The 17,839-nt window shown below is 44.3% G+C and carries 15 protein-coding genes and 1 tRNA gene; 6 read left to right on the top strand and 10 right to left on the bottom strand.

The features are described from left to right. Positions 1-4: 4 nt before the first annotated feature. The 7 genes from ACZ5GB_RS04260 to ACZ5GB_RS04230 form a co-directional block, all read right to left on the bottom strand. Positions 5-1,705: a chloride channel protein gene (locus ACZ5GB_RS04260; RefSeq protein ID WP_464327736.1), complete on the bottom strand. Its 1,701-nt coding sequence runs from the start codon at positions 1,703-1,705 to the stop codon at positions 5-7. Then, positions 1,687-2,901, bottom strand: a complete 1,215-nt coding sequence (locus ACZ5GB_RS04255) for a glycosyltransferase (protein WP_464327735.1) — start codon at positions 2,899-2,901, stop codon at positions 1,687-1,689. Before ACZ5GB_RS04255 ends, ACZ5GB_RS04260 begins: the two co-directional genes overlap by 19 nt. Then, on the bottom strand, positions 2,888-3,514 hold the full coding sequence (locus tag ACZ5GB_RS04250; protein WP_464327734.1) for a DUF5752 family protein: 627 nt from the start codon (positions 3,512-3,514) through the stop codon (positions 2,888-2,890). The genes ACZ5GB_RS04255 and ACZ5GB_RS04250 overlap by 14 nt, the downstream gene beginning before the upstream one ends. Then, a complete protein-coding gene (locus ACZ5GB_RS04245; RefSeq protein WP_464327733.1) occupies positions 3,507-5,687 on the bottom strand; it encodes a bifunctional alpha,alpha-trehalose-phosphate synthase (UDP-forming)/trehalose-phosphatase in 2,181 nt (726 codons plus the stop codon). Before ACZ5GB_RS04245 ends, ACZ5GB_RS04250 begins: the two co-directional genes overlap by 8 nt. Positions 5,688-5,700: 13 nt before the next feature. Next, positions 5,701-5,774 (bottom strand) — tRNA-Arg (locus ACZ5GB_RS04240). 58 nt (positions 5,775-5,832) lie between these two features. After that, entirely contained in the window at positions 5,833-7,101 is a 1,269-nt protein-coding gene (rimO, locus tag ACZ5GB_RS04235; protein ID WP_464327732.1) for a 30S ribosomal protein S12 methylthiotransferase RimO, read from the bottom strand. A gap of 93 nt (positions 7,102-7,194) precedes the next feature. Next, on the bottom strand, positions 7,195-8,256 hold the full coding sequence (locus ACZ5GB_RS04230) for a cytochrome-c peroxidase (RefSeq protein WP_464327731.1): 1,062 nt from the start codon (positions 8,254-8,256) through the stop codon (positions 7,195-7,197). 168 nt (positions 8,257-8,424) lie between these two features. Between ACZ5GB_RS04230 and dapA the strand changes: the two genes are divergently transcribed. From dapA to upp, 4 genes are read left to right on the top strand one after another with little or no spacing between them, the layout of a single operon-like run. Then, complete coding sequence (gene dapA / locus ACZ5GB_RS04225; protein WP_464327818.1) at positions 8,425-9,315, top strand: 4-hydroxy-tetrahydrodipicolinate synthase; 891 nt, start codon at positions 8,425-8,427, stop codon at positions 9,313-9,315. Further along, on the top strand, positions 9,308-9,700 hold the full coding sequence (locus ACZ5GB_RS04220) for a DUF4149 domain-containing protein (protein ID WP_464327730.1): 393 nt from the start codon (positions 9,308-9,310) through the stop codon (positions 9,698-9,700). The genes dapA and ACZ5GB_RS04220 overlap by 8 nt, the downstream gene beginning before the upstream one ends. Next, the gene (locus ACZ5GB_RS04215) at positions 9,697-10,071 is read left to right on the top strand and encodes a RusA family crossover junction endodeoxyribonuclease (RefSeq protein ID WP_464327729.1); all 375 of its coding nucleotides are present in this window, start codon (positions 9,697-9,699) and stop codon (positions 10,069-10,071) included. Before ACZ5GB_RS04220 ends, ACZ5GB_RS04215 begins: the two co-directional genes overlap by 4 nt. Further along, complete coding sequence (gene upp / locus ACZ5GB_RS04210; protein ID WP_464327728.1) at positions 10,052-10,678, top strand: uracil phosphoribosyltransferase; 627 nt, start codon at positions 10,052-10,054, stop codon at positions 10,676-10,678. Before ACZ5GB_RS04215 ends, upp begins: the two co-directional genes overlap by 20 nt. Here the strand turns inward: upp and ACZ5GB_RS04205 are convergent. Both ACZ5GB_RS04205 and ACZ5GB_RS04200 read right to left on the bottom strand, forming a co-directional pair. After that, a complete protein-coding gene (locus tag ACZ5GB_RS04205) occupies positions 10,662-12,254 on the bottom strand; it encodes a LysM peptidoglycan-binding domain-containing protein (protein WP_464327727.1) in 1,593 nt (530 codons plus the stop codon). The genes upp and ACZ5GB_RS04205 overlap by 17 nt on opposite strands. Continuing rightward, entirely contained in the window at positions 12,223-12,495 is a 273-nt protein-coding gene (locus ACZ5GB_RS04200) for an acylphosphatase (protein WP_464327726.1), read from the bottom strand. Before ACZ5GB_RS04200 ends, ACZ5GB_RS04205 begins: the two co-directional genes overlap by 32 nt. Positions 12,496-12,615: 120 nt before the next feature. On the opposite strand from ACZ5GB_RS04200, the gene ACZ5GB_RS04195 reads away from it, so the two are divergent. Both ACZ5GB_RS04195 and purF read left to right on the top strand, forming a co-directional pair. Further along, complete coding sequence (locus tag ACZ5GB_RS04195) at positions 12,616-15,579, top strand: AAA family ATPase (RefSeq protein ID WP_464327725.1); 2,964 nt, start codon at positions 12,616-12,618, stop codon at positions 15,577-15,579. Between the two features lie 112 nt (positions 15,580-15,691). After that, positions 15,692-17,083, top strand: coding sequence for an amidophosphoribosyltransferase (gene purF / locus ACZ5GB_RS04190; protein WP_464327724.1), 1,392 nt, complete (start codon positions 15,692-15,694; stop codon positions 17,081-17,083). Here the strand turns inward: purF and kdsA are convergent. After that, positions 17,041-17,823 (bottom strand): 3-deoxy-8-phosphooctulonate synthase, encoded by a 783-nt coding sequence (gene kdsA, locus ACZ5GB_RS04185; protein WP_464327723.1) that lies wholly within the window; start codon positions 17,821-17,823, stop codon positions 17,041-17,043. The two genes, purF and kdsA, sit on opposite strands and share 43 nt — an antisense overlap. Between the last annotated feature and the right edge of the window lie 16 nt (positions 17,824-17,839).

The following is a 17,839-nucleotide window of genomic DNA, read 5'->3' as shown; positions in this document are numbered from 1 at the left end:
ACTTTTATTTTAACTCCCTTACCGCCCTTGCTATGTCCTCGCGAGTTATGATGCCCAAAAGTTTTTCTTCTTTAACTACGGGAAGATGCCCTATACCCTTTGTGAGCATAAGTCTGAGCGCATTGGCTAAGCTCTCTTCCGGCTTTACGGTTATAACATTGACGCTCATTAGGTCTCTTACGGTCTTTCCTTCCTTACTGAGGTCGCTCTTTGTGAGGATTCCGACAAGCCGTCCCCCTTCTAAGACCACCAGACCGCTAATTAAATGCTCTTGCATCAGTCTTTTAGCCTCTTCTACAGGCTGGTGGGCTTGCAGGGTTATAGCTTCAGCCATGTAGTCCTTTACCTTGAGCTTCTCAAGCTTCAAAAGCCCCCATTCTTCCCTGTATGCTACGGAATCAAGCCTTGTATTGACTTGACTTGGAAAGATGCTCCTATCTCCGGAAAGCAGGTAAGCGGTGAATATGGAAAGCATGGCAGGCACCAAAAGGGAGTATTCTCCTGTCATTTCTGATATGAGTATAAGTGTAGAGAGGGGAGCCTTTGCGGAAGCTCCAAAGAAGGTTACCATTCCCACTACAGTAAAGGAAGGCACATGAAGGTCAAGCCCAAAGTATCCGTTGAGAAGCAGGCTATAGAAAGCCCCAAAAAGACCACCTATCATAACAGAAGGTCCAAAGATACCGCCGGACATACCAGAGCCAAGGGTAAAGGAAACACCCAAAGCAACCCCAATAGCCCCGGCAAGTATAAGCAGAGGGTCTGTTAGCTTTAAATCCAGTATAAGTTGCAGATATCCGTACCCGTTTCCTATGGCAAAGGGTGAAAGTATTCCCACAATGCCTGCCATAAATCCGCCGATAACAGGCTTTAAATAGTGCTTTATCTTTAATTCTTCAAAAAGAGCTTTTACCCTGAAGAATAGTAAAATAAAGAGCCTCACAAAGATGGCACAGAACAAACCGAAGAAAAAGTAGGCAAAGAGTGCAGAAGCCTTTAGATTTACACCCTCCGGAATATGCACCGAAAATATTGGCTCAAAGCCAAGGAAAAAACCCACCGTTATATAGGAGCTTATACAAGCCAAAAAGGCCGGTATCAAGTTCTCTATGTCAAAGTCCTTTTTAAAAAACACCTCCGCGCTTATTAAGGCACCAGCCAGAGGAGCTTTGAATATGGCAGAAATACCGGCTCCGAGCCCTACCCCCAGCATAACTCTTCCTTCTTCCTTAGGAAGCTGTAAAAGGCTTGACAGGGTAGAACCTATACCTGCACCTATCAGAGCTATGGGTCCCTCCCTTCCGGAGGTGCCACCCATGCCTATGGTGAAAGAAGAGGTTATCAACTTGACCACGGAGGACAAAAAGGAGAGCCTTTTTTCTTCATGGTAGGCTTTTATTGCCGAGTCGGTGCCTACGCCCGCAGATTCCGGAGATAAAAAGGTTGTTAAAATTCCGGAAATCAGTCCAGCAAGAGCGGTAAGAAGGGGCAGGAGGTAAAAACGTTCAGGATAAAAGGTAAAGGCTTCTCTGTAGCCTTCTCCGGCAGGTTTAGGAGGGTAGTAGTGAGCAATGAGGTTCAAAGTGTAGCTTTCCACTAAATCTATTGCATACACAAAGATTACCGCCACAAAACCACAGAGGACGCCCAACAATACATACATAAGGTGTTTTTTGAAGGTTTTATTTAAGACCTTTTCAAACATAGGCTCCTTATGAGTGCTACGTAGTCTTTAAGATGTCTTATTATCAGAAAGCGATGCTTTACTCTTTCTTTTGCGTAAAGGCCCATTTTTATTCTTAGCTCTTTGTCCGCAAGTAGCTGTCTTGCCCTATAGGCGGCTCCTTCAACGGTGCTCACCAGAAACCCGGTCAAACCATCTACGATTTGCCTTCTTATACCGCCCACATTACCGCCTATGACGGGCTTTTCCTTCCACATAGCTTCCGAAACTACAAGCCCAAAACCCTCTCTTATGGACTTTTGAAATACCACAGTGGCAGACCTCTGAAGAGCGTTTATCTCCAAGTGGCTGTTGGGTGGCAAATTTAGAACAAAGACATCTTTCTCTCCAGCGGTAAGGTTTATAAGCTCTGTGTATACCTCCTGTCCTTCCGGGTCATCGCCGGCGTAAGAGCCGGCAAATATTAGCTGGCAGTCATACCTTTCCTTTACCATTCTGTAAGCCTTATATACACCAAAGGGGTCTTTTAGCCTGTCAAAGCGAGAAACCTGCAGGAGTATAGGCCTTTCCGGGTCTATGCCGTATTTGGTAAGGGTATTTATTCTGAAATCTTCCTCAATTTCCGCATTCTTAGGATGTAGAGGGTCTATAGAGGGTGGTATGATGTAGGAAGGGATGCTGAGCTTCTCGTAGACAAACTCCGGTATATGGAAAATGGCAACATCGTAAGCATTCACAAAGAGCTCTATAAAGTCCCAGGCTTTAGGGTCCGGGGTGGAGGTATCTATGTGGCATCTCCAGACCCATTTTTGATGCTTCTCTTTGTTTATAACCATGCCCATAGGCTGTGGGTCGTGCACAAACACCACATCGTAATCCTGCGTCCTTATCCTTTCCAGGTTTGTGTAGGTAGTCTTCAAATACAGGGCTACTTCAGAGCTTTCTATGGTGCCAGAGCCCGGCAGATGGAGCATGTTGTGTAGCTTTTTTGTAAACCTGAAGAATTCTTCCGGACCTGTAAAAACTTCCCAGTGGGTTTGAATGCCTAAGGCTTGCATAAGGGGCACTAAGCGCGAAAGTATCTCCGCAACACCACCGCCTTCTCTTGTGGTGTTTATATGAAGCACTTTAAGACCCTTTAAATCTTCGGCTATTTTCTGCAGTTCTTCAATAGCTTCACCGTTTGTATATTTTGCGTAATCCTCAAGTCTTATCATCTTTTAGAATCTCCAGTATAAGACTTTTCACCTCATACAGGTTAAGCGCGTATAAATCTAAAGCTTCTATGAGCTCCGCCTTCTTCGGATAGCCCATACTCATGAGCCATTGGGAGTAGTCGTTTATCACCCTTTTATTGTCAATCTTTGAGGTTATAAGGTGGTGAAAAAGAGAATATATGCTGGATTTTTCTATGCCTTTTATGAGTTCTTCCAGGCTGGTGGCATGCTCTCCCGTGTCAATTACCTCTCTGTATATATCCATAAAATAAAAGGGGCTTGCCTGTCTTTTGGCGCAGTCCTCTTTGTGTTCTGAAAGTATTTCTATCAGCCTTTCCCTGAGGGCTTCCAGGTCATGATAACGGGTTGGGTCTATGGAGCTTATTTTTTCCGCCAGAGCATCGCAGCCTATGTGTTGAAACCAGTAAGCAAAACTGTTGGTGTACATGGTTGGCAGGTTATGATAGTTAAAAAGGTTTATGTACAGGTGGTAGAGGAGGCTACCGTTTGGCACACTGAGAAGAGCCTCATAAAACTCCTGAAGGCTTTCTGCTTTAACTCCCGTGTAGAGAGGCACCCATATCTCCGTTTTAAAGTAAAATACATCAGTCATCGCTCATCAGGTATTTTAATAAATTCAGAGCTTCCTGCTGGGAAGTTACATGATACCTTGCAAAGGATGAGCCTGTGCCCACTTTGATGCTTACTGCATTGGAAGGTAATACTTTAAACATGTTTTCATCCGTTACGTCATCGCCTATAGCTAGCACAAAATCGTAATCCTCTTCTTGCAAGAAGGACAGAGCTACCGTGCCTTTGTTTATACCGGACTTTCTTACTTCCACCACCTTATTACCTAAGAGAAGGGACATGTCCGTGTTTGACAGGAGGGCTGTAAGCTCATCCACTAAGCTGGATACTAAAATAGAAGCCATCTCCTGGTCTGCATTCCTGTAATGAAAGGCTAAGGTAGAGTTCTTTTCTTCCAGAAAGGACTGGGGCAGTCTATCCACATACACCTCCATTATTGTCTTTACCCTTTCTCTCAGCTCATTGTCCATACTACAAGTGGCTTCCCAATCGCTTCCCTGTCTTCTGACCCAGCATCCGTGTTCGGCTACAATGACTATAGGCAGGTCTCCGAACCAGTTTTCAAGCTCTTCCTTTCTCCTGCCGGATATCAAAACCACCCTTGTGTTTTCTACACCGCTTAGCCTTCTTAACAGTTCTTTTACCTCTTGGGTAGGCACTGCAAAACTGGGGCGTTTAGCTATGGGCACAAGCGTGCCGTCATAATCTATAAAGAGGATCTTTTTCTTTGCGCCTTTATACATGTCCTTTAACTTCTTCAGGAGTCTGCTGTTTAGCTCCCTTGTTTTTAGCATATTCCTCTTGGAGACGGCTCCTTTAAGACTTTCTATAAAATCCATGCCCCATTTTAGCACATCGTATCTTCTTAGTCTTTCCTGCATTATGCGAAGCCTGTTTTCTTGCTCCTCTTCTGGCATCTCAAGGGCGTTTTCTATAGCTTTTGAAAGCTCCTCTACAGAGTTTGGATTCACCAGAAGGGCTTCACCGAGTTCCTTACCACTTCCTGCAAATTCAGAAAGCACTAAAACGCCCCTCAAATCCCTTCTTGAGGCAACAAACTCCTTAGCCACCAAGTTCATGCCGTCTTTTATGGGGGTTACTAAAATAACATCACAAGCTCTGTAGTAGGCTATAAGCTCTTCGGTGGGCAAAGATTTGTAGTGGTATAGTATGGGTACCCATTCTATGTGTCCAAAAGCGCCGTTTATCTGCGCTACCTTTTCCTCTATCTGTCTTTTCATCCTTTGGTAGTGCTCTACCCCTTCCCTTGAAGGCACAAGGTTTAGTATCATCACCACCCTTCCGTGCCAGTCTTTTCTTCTGTTTAAAAAATCTTCAAAGGCAAGCAGTCTATTGTATATTCCTTTCGTGTAGTCCAGTCTATCCACTGAAAAGACTATGCGTTTGTTGCCTAAGGTTTCCCTTATAGCCTTTACCTTTTCCTCATCCCCTTTAAACTCGTTAAAGAGTTGAAAGTCAATACCCATAGGGAAGGTACCCACTTTTACAACTCTGTCCTTATAAATGAGTTCCCCCATAGTATGTTCAATGCCTAAGACGTTCATTAGACTGCGGAGGAAGTTGATGGTGTATTCGTAGGTGTGAAAGCCTATCAGGTCTGCACCCAAAAGACCCTCCAATACTTCCCTCCTCCACGGAAGTTGGGCGAATATCTCCGGCGGTGGAAAAGGAATATGAAGGAAAAAGCCTATGTTTGCATAAGGCATAGCCTCTCTCACGAGGGCAGGCAGTAGCATAAGATGGTAGTCGTGTATCCAGAGGAAAGTATCCGAGTCTAACTGGGTATGTTCAAGAAGCGTCTTTAAGAATAGCCTGTTTACCTCTAAGTAGCTTTCCCAGGCATTTCTTTCATAGGATGATAGGGTGGGCATGCTGTGAAAGAGGGGCCAGAGGGTTTTGTTGCAAAAACCATTGTAAAATCTATCCATTAGCCTTTCAGGTACATACACGGGAAGTATCCTGTGTTCTTCTCGCAGAACATCCCTTATCTTTTCTATACTTTTTTTGCTCAGGCTGGAGCCTGCCCATCCCACCCATAACCAGTCTTCTACAGAAGCCCTTTTTAAAAAGGTATACAGTCCAGATGCCAGACCGCCCGGACTTTTTTGAAGCTCTAAAGGTTCAACACTTTTGACGCTATGGGGAAGCCTGTTTGCTACTATAACTAATTTCATGACTTTATGCAAGCGTCCCCGGGAGGATTCGAACCTCCGACCTCGAGATTAGGAATCTCGCGCTCTGTCCTTCTGAGCTACGGGGACTAAGAGATAATTATAGCACTTGGGCTTTTGTTTATCAAGCCCTTAGGAGTTTGTAGCATTATTTTACTTCTTCCACAGCTCCCAGATCATACCCTCCCACTTGGGTTATCCTAACTTTTATAAGGTCGCCCGGCTTTAACTCTCTCTCCGTTTCTATGTAAGTTATTCCATCCACTTCTGGAGCCTGTGCGTAAATCCTTCCCACTGGCACAAAGCCAAACTCTTCATCAAAGCCATCCACCAAAAGCTCAAACTCCTTCCCTACAAACTCCTCGTTCTTTCTCTTGCTTATCTCCTCCTGGACCTTTAACAATTCTTCCTTCCTTCTTTCCTTTTCCTGCATTGGTATTGGGTCTCCAAGGCCAAAGGCGTGGGTGCCCTCCTCTTGGTAGTAGGTGAAGACACCTACCCAGTGAAAGTGGCCCTCCCATACAAAAGATAAAAGCCTTTCAAAGTCTTCCAAACTTTCCGTAGGATAGCCCACTATAAAGGTGGTTCTAAGGACTGCATTGGGTAGCTTATTTTTTATCTTCTCTATAAGCTTTCTTACAAAGGCTTCATCGTAGCCCCTTCTCATACTCCTTAAGACTTGGCTTGATATGTGTTGTAAAGGCATATCAAAGTAAGGAATGAGCTTTTGAGAGCTTGCCATGTAATCAATGAGGTCATTTTCTATCTCCGTGGGATAAAGGTACAAGAGCCTTATCCATCTTATACCCTCTATCTTCTCAAGCTCCTCAAGAAGCCTTAAAAGATATCCTTTGCCGTAGAGGTCCCTCCCGTAATAGGTGGTGTCTTGAGAGACTACGCATAGCTCCCTTATGCCCTCCTCTGCAAGATCCTTTGCCTCCCTTATAATGTCTTCCAAAGGCCTTGAACGATGTTTTCCTCTTATGTTTGGAATGGCGCAAAAGGAACAAAGGCGGTTGCAACCTTCAGCTATCTTTAAGTAGGCGTAGGATTTTGGAGTGGTGATAACCCTTTTGACTTCTTTGGTAGGCCTTAGGCCCAAAAACTCCACTATCTGGTCCCAACTTTCTGTGCCAAAGTAGGCCATAACCTCTGGTATTTCCTTTTGAAGCTCCTCCTTATACCTTTGCACCAAACAACCCATTACGATGACCTTCTTCTTATCTGAGAACTCAAGGATGGTTTCTATGGCCTCTTGCTTGGCTGGGTCTATAAAACCGCATGTGTTTATGATTATTACATCCGCTTTTTTAGGGTCGCTTACAAGCTTGGCACCCCCAGCCCGTAGCTTACCCAAAAGCACTTCCGTATCCACCAAATTCTTAGCACACCCTAAGCTTATAACACCTACCTTCATAGCACAAGTATGGAGTGCTTAAATTTAGGTCAAAGTGTTGAAAGTTTCAAGTTTTTCTGAGTTTTAAATGGGGGGCAAAGCCCCCGTGGGGTATTAGTCAAAGGAAGGTTTTGGTGTTTTTTCGGTGGATGGTGGAAGGACTGGCAGTGTCAAAGCATGCTTTGGAATCTCACCGTTCAAAGACTTAAGGAAGGCTACTATAGCCCTTACCTCATCATCCTTTAGCTGAACTCCAAGCTGGATATCCGCCATTATCCTTACAGCCTCTTCCAAGCTCCAAACTTGACCGTCGTGGAAGTATGGTGCAGTCCTTTCCACATTCCTAAGAGATGGAACCTTGAAGACATACATGTCCTCTGGCTTCTTGGTCACATCATACCTTCCCTTTGCCGGGCTTGTGGAGTTGTATGGCTTTACAATACCCATCTTTTGGAACATAGTTCCACCCAAAGCCACACCATTATGACAGCTTGCACAACCCTTTTCAATGAAAAGCTTTAGTCCTTTCTTTTCTTCTGCTGTTAGAGCCTTTGTATCACCCATTAGGAACTTGTCAAAGCGAGAAGGTGTTAGAAGTGTCCTTTCAAAGGCTGCTATGGCTTTGGCAATATTATCGTAGGTTATAGGTTCCTTTTCACCAGGGAAAGCCTTTGCAAACAGTTCTCTGTATTGTGGGATGGAAGCTATCCTTTTTACTGCCTCCTCTTCGCTTGGCATGGCCATTTCCTTGGGGTTAAGTATGGGCCCTTTGGCTTGCTCCTCCAAGTCCTTTGCCCTTCCATCCCAGAACTGGGCTATGTGGAAGGCTGCATTATAAACTGTGGGAGCATTAACAGGTCCCATTTGCCATTTGTGTCCTATGCTTGTTGGAAGGTTGTCTACTCCTCCGCTGGCAAGGTTGTGGCACGTATTACAGCTTATAAGGCCGCTTTTGGAAAGCCTAGGGTCGTGATAAAGCATCCTACCAAGCTCTACCTTTTGTTGTGTTACAGGATTTTGTGGGTTGTCTACCACCTTTTGGGTGATGGGTGAGAAATATTTCCTTGCCTCCTGTGGAGTTATTATGTCCTTGGAAGCCTTTCCTGCATAGGCTACTACCGCAAAGGCCCCTGCACCCAAAACCAGACCACTTACCAACCACCTTCCTTTCCTCATGATATCACCTCCTATTAGGTTTTGCTAATATATGGATATAATTATAAACATAATGCTAAAAAAATGCAACTGCTAATTATTTTCTTTTACATAATAAAGAAATTAAAGGTCCAATTTCCCAAGGGGGATTTCTTACCCTACATGCTTTTTGGTGTTATAATCTATTCCATGTTTTATGGGTCAATAGTAGCTCTCATCACGCCTTTCAAAGATGGAGAAGTGGATTTCAAAGCCCTTGAGAACCTTATAGATTTTCATATCAACAACCATACGGACGCCATACTTGTGTGTGGAACAACTGGCGAATCGCCCACCTTGACCTTTGAAGAACATGAAAAGGTTATAGAGCATGCGGTAAACTACGCCAAGGGTAGGATAAAGATAATAGCTGGAACAGGAGCCAACGCCACCCACGAAGCCATAGAATTAACCACCCATGCCAAAAAGGTGGGTGTGGATGCTTGTCTTTTGGTGGTGCCTTACTACAATAAGCCAACTCAGGAAGGCCTCTATCAGCACTTCAAAACGGTGGCCGATGAGGTGGATATTCCCATAATCCTTTATAACATACCTTCAAGGACGGGTGTGGAGATAGCACCGGAAACCATATACAGGCTTGTAAAAGATTGCCCAAATATAATAGGCTCTAAGGAATCTACGCCAAACATGGATAGAATATCAGAACTAAGGAGGCTTTTGGGAGAAAACTTCACCATACTCTCTGGAGATGATTCTCTAACCTTGCCTATGATGGCTTTGGGTGCCAAGGGGGTTATATCTGTAGCAAACAACATAATGCCGAGGGAAGTAAAGGCCATGGTAGATTATGCCCTAAAGGGTGATTTTCAAAAGGCGAGGGAAATGCACTACCACCTTTTTGACCTTTTTAAGATACTTTTCATAGAAACCAACCCTATCCCTGTAAAAACAGCCTGCTGGGCCCTTGGTATGTGCGAAAAGGAGTTTAGACTGCCCATGTGTCCCATGAAGCCAGAAAATGAAAAAAAACTACTTCAAGTGTTAAGGTCCTACAACCTTCCGGTGGTCAGAGATGAGTAAATTTCTCCTGTTTATAAACTCAGCCTACCTTGGGCTTGGCTCCTTCTTTAGCTTCTTTGTAGCTCCCACCCTCTTTAGAGTCCTCCAAAAGGAGCAAGCTGGTGCGGTGGTAGAAAGGGTCTTTCCAGTTTATTTCAGCATTGGTCTGGTGGTTTCCTTCATAACCCTTATCTTAGGCTTTAAGCTTGGAAGGCTTATAGCTCTTATGGCCCTCTTAACCCTTTTTCTCAATGCCATACATGTCTTTTATATACTTCCCACAGCACACGCCCTAAAGCCTGTGGATTATAACGCCTTTATGAAATGGCATGGTATTTCCATGGGAGTAAACCTTCTTAGCCTTCTCTTGGTTTTAGTTATGTGTGTGCTTTTGATGAGAAGATGATAGAGCTTAGGCTCTCTTTGCTTCCTGTTCCAAAGAGCAACAGATACATAAGGAGAAAAGGTGGCAAGGTCTTTAAGCCGCCGAGGGTAAAGAACTGGGAGGTTAGGGCCTTATGGGAGATAAAAGAGCAGTATAAGGGTGAGCCGCTTGAAAGTAAACTTTCCGTTTATGTAGAGCTTGTGCTTCCTAACCACAGGAGAAGGGATATAGATAACATGCTAAAAAGTCTTTGGGACATTTTGGAGAAGGGGGGAGTTATCAAAAACGATAGCCAGATATATGAAGTAAGAACCATAAAGAGGGTTATAAAGGGCCAGCAAGGCACCATTGTGCGCATAGGAGAGTTTAAAGATGCCGTTGAAAGTGCTTGATAATCCACTATTGAAACACAAGCTAAATACAATAAGAGACAAAAGAAATCCACCAGAAAGGCTAAGAAGCCTTGTGGAAGAGCTAACTTTAATGTGTATGCCCTACTTGATGGAAGAGGCACCCATTAGGAACGAAAGAATAGAAACTCCTTTGGAAGAGAGTATTTTTGAGTTTGTTGAAGAAGAAAAAATTGTGCTTCTGTGCATACTTAGGGCTGGCATGCCCATGCTAAACGGAGCTTTAAGAGCCTTTCCAAGGGCAAAGGCAGGCTTTTTGGCCATAAGGAGGAATGAAGAAAGCCTAAGGCCCACACTGTATTACAAAAGGATTCCAGACATAAAGGACAAATGGATTATAGTGCTTGACCCCATGCTGGCAACGGGCGGCACTTTGAGTATGGCTTTGGAGGAGATAAAAGCAGAAAGGCCTGAAAGGATATTCTCTTTGAACTTGGTGGCTTCTCCAGAGGGGATAGAAAAGGTGCTTTCTTTACATCCAGATGTGAACCTGTTTGTTGTAAGCGTAGATAGAGGGCTAAACCAAAAGGGCTACATAGTGCCGGGCGTAGGAGATATGGGCGATAGGCTTTTTACTGAATATCCTTAATATACTCCGTTGGGTCCAAAGGAATACCTTCCTTGTTTCTTATTTCAAACCTTAGCATACACTCATCGGAGTTGTTCTTTTTGCCCACCTTTGCTATGGTTTGCCCTTTGCTTACCCTTTCTCCCCTTTTGACAAGGTTTGTCTCATTGTAAGCGTACAAGGATATAAAATTATCATGCTCAATTATAACCATGTTCCCATAAGCCTGTAGGTCTCCACCGCTGTATATCACTCTACCATCCTCTACTGCTTTTACTGGTGCAGAACATGGTGCATGTATTTCCACACCCTTTGGCACTTTTGATATCTTACCTTCTACCGGCGGTAGTATATTGAGGTTCCTTGGTAAGCTTGCGCTTGTTTTATTATTCTCCTTCTCTAAGTCCTTGACAATATACTTGTCCTCCTTATTTCTTTCATCCTTTTTGGGCATCTCCTCTTGAACAGGCTTAGAAGCCACCTCTTGCTTTGGTATTTTTACCTTCGTTCCAGCCTTTAACAATTTGCCTTTTAATTCTGGGTTAAGCTTTTCAAGTTCCTTTAAAGGCACTCCCGTGGCCCTTGCCACATCCCTTAGCCTTCCGCTACGTTTAACGGTGTAAAAGTCATAATTGCCCTCCTCCTTTGTCCTTTTTGCCTCTTTGACGGGTATTTTCACCTTGGTCCCTGGGGAGAGCCATTTGTCTTTAAGGTCTGGATTTAGTCTTTCAAGCTCTTTTAAAGATGTGCCGGTGGCTTTTGCCACATGTTCAAGCTTAACCTTTCTTTTGACTCTATAATAAGCATAGCCTTCTTCCTTTGTTCCTTCACCGGATTTCGCTTCCATGGAACTTTTTGGTATTTTTACTTTAGTTCCAGCTTTAAGCCATCTATCTTTCAATTCTGGGTTAAGCCTTTCAAGTTCTTTTAAAGATATTCCCGTGGTTTTTGCCACATCTTTTAGCCTTGCTCCTCTTTTAACCGTGTAAAACTGGTAATCTTCTTCTCTTTTGCCTTCCTCTTTCTTCGCTTGAGTGGCGTCTTTTGGTATCTTCACCTTTGTGCCAGCAGACAAAAACTTGCCTTTTAGGTCAGGATTTAGTTTTTCAAGCTCCTTTAAAGGCACTCCAGTGGCCTTTGCCACATCCTTTAGCCTACCACCACGTTTAATCGTGTAGAGTTCATAGTCTTTATCTTCTCCCTTCTTTTTTGATATAGCCTTTGGCGCTGGTATCTTTATCTTTTGTCCTTCTACAATCTTTTCATCCTTTAAACCGTTAAATTCCTTTAAATCTTCCACATCAACCCCAAAGCTTTCCGCTATCTTTTGAAGAGTATCACCCTTTTTAACCTCATATATGGCATATTTTTCTGATGTGGCCTTTTTTGCGCTTTTGACAGGTATGCATAGCTTTTGACCCACTTTAAGCTGTCTTTCATCTATGTTTTTGTTAGCTTTTTTTAGGCTTTCAAGGCTTACGCCTTCCCTTTTGGCTATCTTTTCTAAGCTATCACCCTTCCTTACCGTATAATCTTTACACTCAAAGGCAAGGGCAAAGCTAAGGCTAATACCTAATAGTAAAATCCCTTTCTTCATCTCTTGGCACCTCCTTTAGGACCTCCATGCGGTCTACCCTTCCCGCGGGAGGACCCTTAAAAAGTTCTTTTAAGAAAGCCCACACTACCTCTTCATCCCCCTGCACAAAGACCTCCACCCTACCATCGGGCAAGTTTTTTACCCAACCTGCAAGGCCATAGCTATGAGCAAGCCTTTTTGTAAAGGCCCTGTAGCCTACCCCCTGCACTATACCGCTGACATAAACCCTATAGGCTACCATACCTTAATTTTATACCATTAAGGAAGGTATAGGGAAGAAAAAAGCTTTCTCAAGGCAAAACTTGACAAAAATACACTAAAGCATATTATAAAAACTACTATAAAATTTTGGAGGTGGAAGATGATTAGCGAGAACCTACTGTCTGCAAAAGCCCTTGAATATTTAAACAAGGCAAAAGAACTGGCAAAAAAGAGGGGAGATAGTAAGGTGGATACAGACCACCTACTTTTGGCCCTTCTTTCCGATGAAAAGTCCGCCTTGGCAAAATATCTGGAAAAGAGAGGAATAGACGCAAAGAGCCTTTATGGAAAGGTTTCCGAATACCTTGATAAGCTATCTTCTCAGATAAACAAAGCTGTGGAACAAGAGGCCAAGCACCTTATAGACCTAAGAAGCAAGATAATGCAAGTAAAGTCGGACATAGGACAGCTACAGATTGAATATGATAAAGTAAAAAGGGCTAAAAGAGAAATAAAAGAGGAGATAGAAAGGGCAAAGCGCTATGGAGACTATTGGAGCCTACAAGAACTCCAGATAGAGCTTACAAGGCTTGAAAGGTTGGAAAGCCAGATAAGAAGCCAGTTGGAGAGTGTAGAAAGGAGCCTTTCCACAGTTTTTAAACAGGAGGATGTGAGGGCATTCCTTGAAAATAAATTAAGCATAGACGGGCTTATAAAGAAGGCCCTTGAGGCTTCAAGCCTTGTAGAGCAGGCAAAAGAAATAGGCCTGTCGCCCGAAAGGGTAAAGGATGCGGTTGGGAAGATAGTCTTTGGCAAGGAGCCAGCCTTTGACTATTCGGAGAACCTTATAAAGGTCTTTGAAAAGGCACAAGACAAGGCGGTAGCCGAAGGGCTATCTCAAGTTGAACCTTATCATATAGTAGCAAGCCTTTTAGAGGCAAAAGATACCATAGCTGGTAAGATTTTAGAAGATATAGCAGGAGGTGAAAAGATGAAGGACGTAGCACAAGAACTAAGAGAAGAAGAAAAGTCTGCCCTTGAGAGGTTTGGGGTGGACCTCACCCAGATGGCAAGGGAGGGCAAGCTTGACCCTGTAATAGGCAGGGAAAGGGAGATAAACCAAGTCATTGAAGTGCTTTTGAGAAGGACAAAGAACAACCCAGTTCTTGTTGGAGACCCGGGAGTAGGGAAAACTGCCATAGTGGAAGGGCTTGCCCAAAGGATAGTAAACAAGGAGGTGCCGGTAGAGCTTCAGGACAAATCCATCATAGCCATAGATATAGGTTCCATAATAGCTGGGTCCAAGTATAGGGGAGAGTTTGAAGAAAGGTTCAAGAGCCTTTTGGAAGAGGCAAAGCAAAGAGGCAATGTAATACTCTTTATAGATGAGATACACACAGTAGTGGGTGCAGGAAAGGCGGAAGGTGCAGTGGATGCGGGCAACATGCTAAAGCCACCCTTAGCAAGGGGTGAGATAAGGGTCATAGGTGCTACCACGGTGGACGAATACAGAAAGTATATAGAGAAGGACCCAGCCCTTGAAAGGAGGTTCCAGCCCATATATGTGGAAGAGCCTACAGAGGAAGAAACCCTTGAGATACTAAAGGGCCTAAGGCCAAAGCTTGAAAAACACCACAAGGTAAAGATATCCGATGAGGCCTTAGAGGCTGCTGTAAAGCTCACAAAAAGGTACGTGACCTTTAGAAAGCTTCCAGACAAGGCCATAGATGCCCTTGACCAAGCTTCCGCAAGGAGAAAGCTCTCGGCTGTGGCCGTCCCTCCAGAGGTTCAAGAGATAGAAAGGAAGCTAAGGAGCCTTGAGGAAGAGATCCAAAAGGCTTACCTTGAAGGCAACTACGAGAAGGAGGCACAGCTAAAGATAAAGAAGGTTCAGTTGGAAAAGGAAAAGCAAGCCTTACTTTCTAAGGCTGGTGGTGTGGATGCGAGGATAGCAGAAATAAAGAGGAGGATGGAGGAGCTTGACCAGGAGATTCTAAAGGCCTCTGAGAAGGGAGACTATGAAAGGGAAGCAAACCTAAAGATTGAAAAGGTAAAGCTTGAAAAGGAGCTTAAGGAGCTTGAGTCCAAAAAGGCCGAGGAGCTGGTAGTGACATGGGATGACGTGGCCCAAGTGGTCTCCGAATGGACTGGCATACCAGTGTCCAAGCTAAGGGAAGAAGAAGTGGAAAAACTGTTAAAGCTGGAAGAAGAACTCCATAAGAGGGTAATAGACCAAGAGCATGCGGTGGTGGCAGTCTCCGAGGCCATAAGGAGGGCAAGGGCTGGCCTAAAGGACCCAAAAAGACCCATCGCAAGCTTCCTATTCCTTGGTCCCACAGGCGTGGGTAAAACGGAGCTTTCAAAGGCTTTGGCCGAGCTACTCTTTGGAGATGAGGATGCCCTAATAAGGCTTGATATGTCCGAGTTTAAGGAAGAACATAGCGTGGCAAAGCTCATAGGCGCACCACCCGGTTATGTGGGCTACGAAGAGGGTGGAAAGCTAACAGAAGCCGTAAGGAGAAAGCCCTACTCTGTTATACTCCTTGATGAGGTGGAAAAGGCCCACCCAAGGGTCTTTGACCTCTTCTTGCAAGTGCTTGACGACGGAAGGCTAACAGACTCTCACGGAAGGACGGTGGACTTTAGGAACACGGTTATCATCATGACCTCCAACATAGGCTCACAATACTTGCTTAGTATACCAGTGGATGGAGATGAGGAAAGAGTTCAAAAAGAGTTTGAGAAGGCAAAGGAGAAGGTTCTTGAAGAGCTTCGCTACCACTTTAGGCCTGAGTTTTTGAACCGTATAGATGAAATCATAGTCTTTAAGCCTCTTACCATGAAGGAACTCTTCCAGATCATAGACCTTTTGGTGGCAGGAATAAACAAGAGGCTGGCGGAGAGGAACATAAGCATAGAGCTAACAGATAAGGCAAAGGAACACCTTGTAAAGCTTGGCTATGACCCAGCCTACGGCGCAAGGCCTTTGAAGAGAACACTCCAAAAACACCTTGAAACTCCACTGGCAAACCTCATCATAAAGGGCGAGATAAAGGATGGCCAAAGGGTGTTGGTGGACCTATCGGAAGAAGGCAATCTGGTCTTTAAACCCATAACCTCATAAAAGGCTATAGCCCCCTTATGGGGGCTTTGCTTCAATTTTTTTTCAAAATATTTGAAAAAGTTCCTATACTTAATTTCTCACCCAATAGGTTCAAAGGGATTATTATATTCTCATGTGCGGAATTTTTGGAGTTTTCAACGCAGAGCATGCGGAAAGGTATGCTTTTTATGGTATATACGCCCTTCAACACAGGGGACAAGAAAGCGTAGGCATTGCGGTATCAGATTTTGAAAACATAAAGGTAGTCAAAAAGCCAGGCCTTGTTCTGGAAGCTATACGAAAAGAAGACCTTGAAGGTATATTTGGATATAGCGCCATTGCCCATGTGAGGTATTCAACGGCGGGCGACCCGGGTGGTATAAACTCCCAACCTATCGTAAAAGATACCACCTTTGGAAAGGTGGCCGTGGTGCATAACGGCAACTTGGTAAACCACCTTATACTCAGGTCCGAGCTTGAATCAAAAGGCATAAGGCTTACGCACACATCGGATACGGAGCTTTTCTTGGCTTTGCTTGAAGAGGGTGAGCTTTTACCAAAGGACATAGACCTTCACCCCTTAGACAGGGACATACTTCCAAGGGTTTTTTATGCACTTTCAAAGGTAAAAGGTGCCTACAGCCTTCTGTACCTTTTTAAGGATAGGCTTATAGCGGTTAGAGACCCAATGGGCTTTAGACCCTTGCTTATGGGAAGGCTAAAAGATACCATTCTTTTTGCTTCGGAGAGCTGTGCCTTTGATATTCTTCAGGCGGAGCTTTGGAGGGAGGTAAGACCTGGAGAGGTGCTTGTGGTAGACAAACAAGGCATAAGAAGCTACTTTCCTTTTAAGTCCGACAGAAAAGCCATGTGCATCTTTGAGCTTGTGTATTTCTCAAAGCCGGAGAGCTTTGTATTTAACAACTGGGTTTATAAAGTGCGCAAGCGCATGGGAGAACTTTTGGCCTATGAGGATGATATTTCTGCGGACCTTGTGGTGCCTGTGCCAGACTCTGGCCTTGTGCCAGCCATAGGATACTCGCAGGCAAAGGGCCTTCCCCTTGAGCTTGGGCTTATAAGAAACCACTACGTAGGAAGAAGCTTTATAGAACCAACGCAGGAGCTAAGGGATATAAAGGTTCTTATGAAGCTAAATTCCAACAAGGCCGTTTTGGAAGGCAAAAGGGTTATAGTCATTGACGATTCTTTGGTAAGGGGAACCACCTCAAAGAAGATAGTAAATATGCTAAAAAGGGCTGGCGCAAAAGAGGTTCATATGCGTATAGCTTCACCACCCGTTATAGGGCCTTGCTACTTTGGTATAGACACACCCACAAGGGATGAGCTTATAGCCAATAGGATGAGTATAGAGGATATAAGGAAGTTCATAGGAGCGGACTCTCTTAAATATCTGTCCCTTGAGGGCCTAAGGTCCATAGTGGAAAGTCCTCAAGACTTTTGTGATGCCTGTTTTAGCGATAATTATCCCATTGAGGTAGAGGATATAGCATTTAAGATGCGTTGAACCGTTTCTAAAACATTCCTTAGGTCCTTTAAGGGTATCATGTTGGGACCGTCTGAGAGGGCCTTGTCTGGGTCTGGGTGCGTCTCCATAAAGAGGCCATCCACTCCCACAGCCACAGCAGCACGTATAAGTGGAAGGACAAACTCCCTTTGTCCTGAGGACCTATCTCCACCACCACCGGGAAGTTGAACGCTATGGGTGGCATCAAAGATGACCTTGCTAAAGCTTCTCATTATCACAAGGCTTCTGAAATCCACCACCAAGTTGTTGTAGCCAAAGCTCACTCCCCTCTCCGTTAGGTAATAATCTACAGCACCTGCAAATTTTAGCTTTTCCACAATATTTTTTGCATCCCAAGGGGCCAAAAACTGGCCTTTTTTTACGTTTACGGGTTTTCCACTTCTTCCCGCCTCAAGTATGAGGTCTGTTTGCCTACAAAGGAAGGCCGGAATCTGGATTATATCTACTACCTCTGCGGTGGGTTTTACCTGCCATGTCTCATGCACGTCCGTGGTTATCTTCAGGCCAAACTCCTCTTTTACCTTTTGAAGAACCTTTAGTCCCTCTTCCAAGCCCGGCCCTCTAAAGGATTTATGAGAGCTTCTGTTTGCCTTATCAAAGGAGCTTTTGAAGACAAAATCAAACTCTGGAAATTCCTCCGAAAGCCTTTTGAGATGCTCCGCCACCTCAAAAACTACCTTCTCATTTTCTATAACGCACGGTCCAGCTATTATAAGCATGCTTTAAAATATAACA

This window comes from Hydrogenobacter subterraneus, assembly GCF_055390195.1.
This window is presented reverse-complemented; position numbering and strand designations above follow the sequence as displayed.

What these genes read in the sequence shown, in the direction of transcription:
- upp (WP_464327728.1), top strand. Translation starts at nt 10,052, where the DNA reads ATGCCGTTGAAAGTGCTTGATAATCCACTATTGAAACACAAGCTAAAT.
- ACZ5GB_RS04230 (WP_464327731.1), bottom strand. Translation starts at nt 8,256, where the DNA reads ATGAGGAAAGGAAGGTGGTTGGTAAGTGGTCTGGTTTTGGGTGCAGGG.
- ACZ5GB_RS04205 (WP_464327727.1), bottom strand. Translation starts at nt 12,254, where the DNA reads ATGAAGAAAGGGATTTTACTATTAGGTATTAGCCTTAGCTTTGCCCTT.
- ACZ5GB_RS04200 (WP_464327726.1), bottom strand. Translation starts at nt 12,495, where the DNA reads ATGGTAGCCTATAGGGTTTATGTCAGCGGTATAGTGCAGGGGGTAGGC.
- ACZ5GB_RS04250 (WP_464327734.1), bottom strand. Translation starts at nt 3,514, where the DNA reads ATGACTGATGTATTTTACTTTAAAACGGAGATATGGGTGCCTCTCTAC.
- ACZ5GB_RS04255 (WP_464327735.1), bottom strand. Translation starts at nt 2,901, where the DNA reads ATGATAAGACTTGAGGATTACGCAAAATATACAAACGGTGAAGCTATT.
- ACZ5GB_RS04220 (WP_464327730.1), top strand. Translation starts at nt 9,308, where the DNA reads ATGAGTAAATTTCTCCTGTTTATAAACTCAGCCTACCTTGGGCTTGGC.
- kdsA (WP_464327723.1), bottom strand. Translation starts at nt 17,823, where the DNA reads ATGCTTATAATAGCTGGACCGTGCGTTATAGAAAATGAGAAGGTAGTT.
- ACZ5GB_RS04245 (WP_464327733.1), bottom strand. Translation starts at nt 5,687, where the DNA reads ATGAAATTAGTTATAGTAGCAAACAGGCTTCCCCATAGCGTCAAAAGT.
- ACZ5GB_RS04260 (WP_464327736.1), bottom strand. Translation starts at nt 1,705, where the DNA reads ATGTTTGAAAAGGTCTTAAATAAAACCTTCAAAAAACACCTTATGTAT.
- ACZ5GB_RS04215 (WP_464327729.1), top strand. Translation starts at nt 9,697, where the DNA reads ATGATAGAGCTTAGGCTCTCTTTGCTTCCTGTTCCAAAGAGCAACAGA.
- rimO (WP_464327732.1), bottom strand. Translation starts at nt 7,101, where the DNA reads ATGAAGGTAGGTGTTATAAGCTTAGGGTGTGCTAAGAATTTGGTGGAT.
- purF (WP_464327724.1), top strand. Translation starts at nt 15,692, where the DNA reads ATGTGCGGAATTTTTGGAGTTTTCAACGCAGAGCATGCGGAAAGGTAT.
- dapA (WP_464327818.1), top strand. Translation starts at nt 8,425, where the DNA reads ATGTTTTATGGGTCAATAGTAGCTCTCATCACGCCTTTCAAAGATGGA.
- ACZ5GB_RS04195 (WP_464327725.1), top strand. Translation starts at nt 12,616, where the DNA reads ATGATTAGCGAGAACCTACTGTCTGCAAAAGCCCTTGAATATTTAAAC.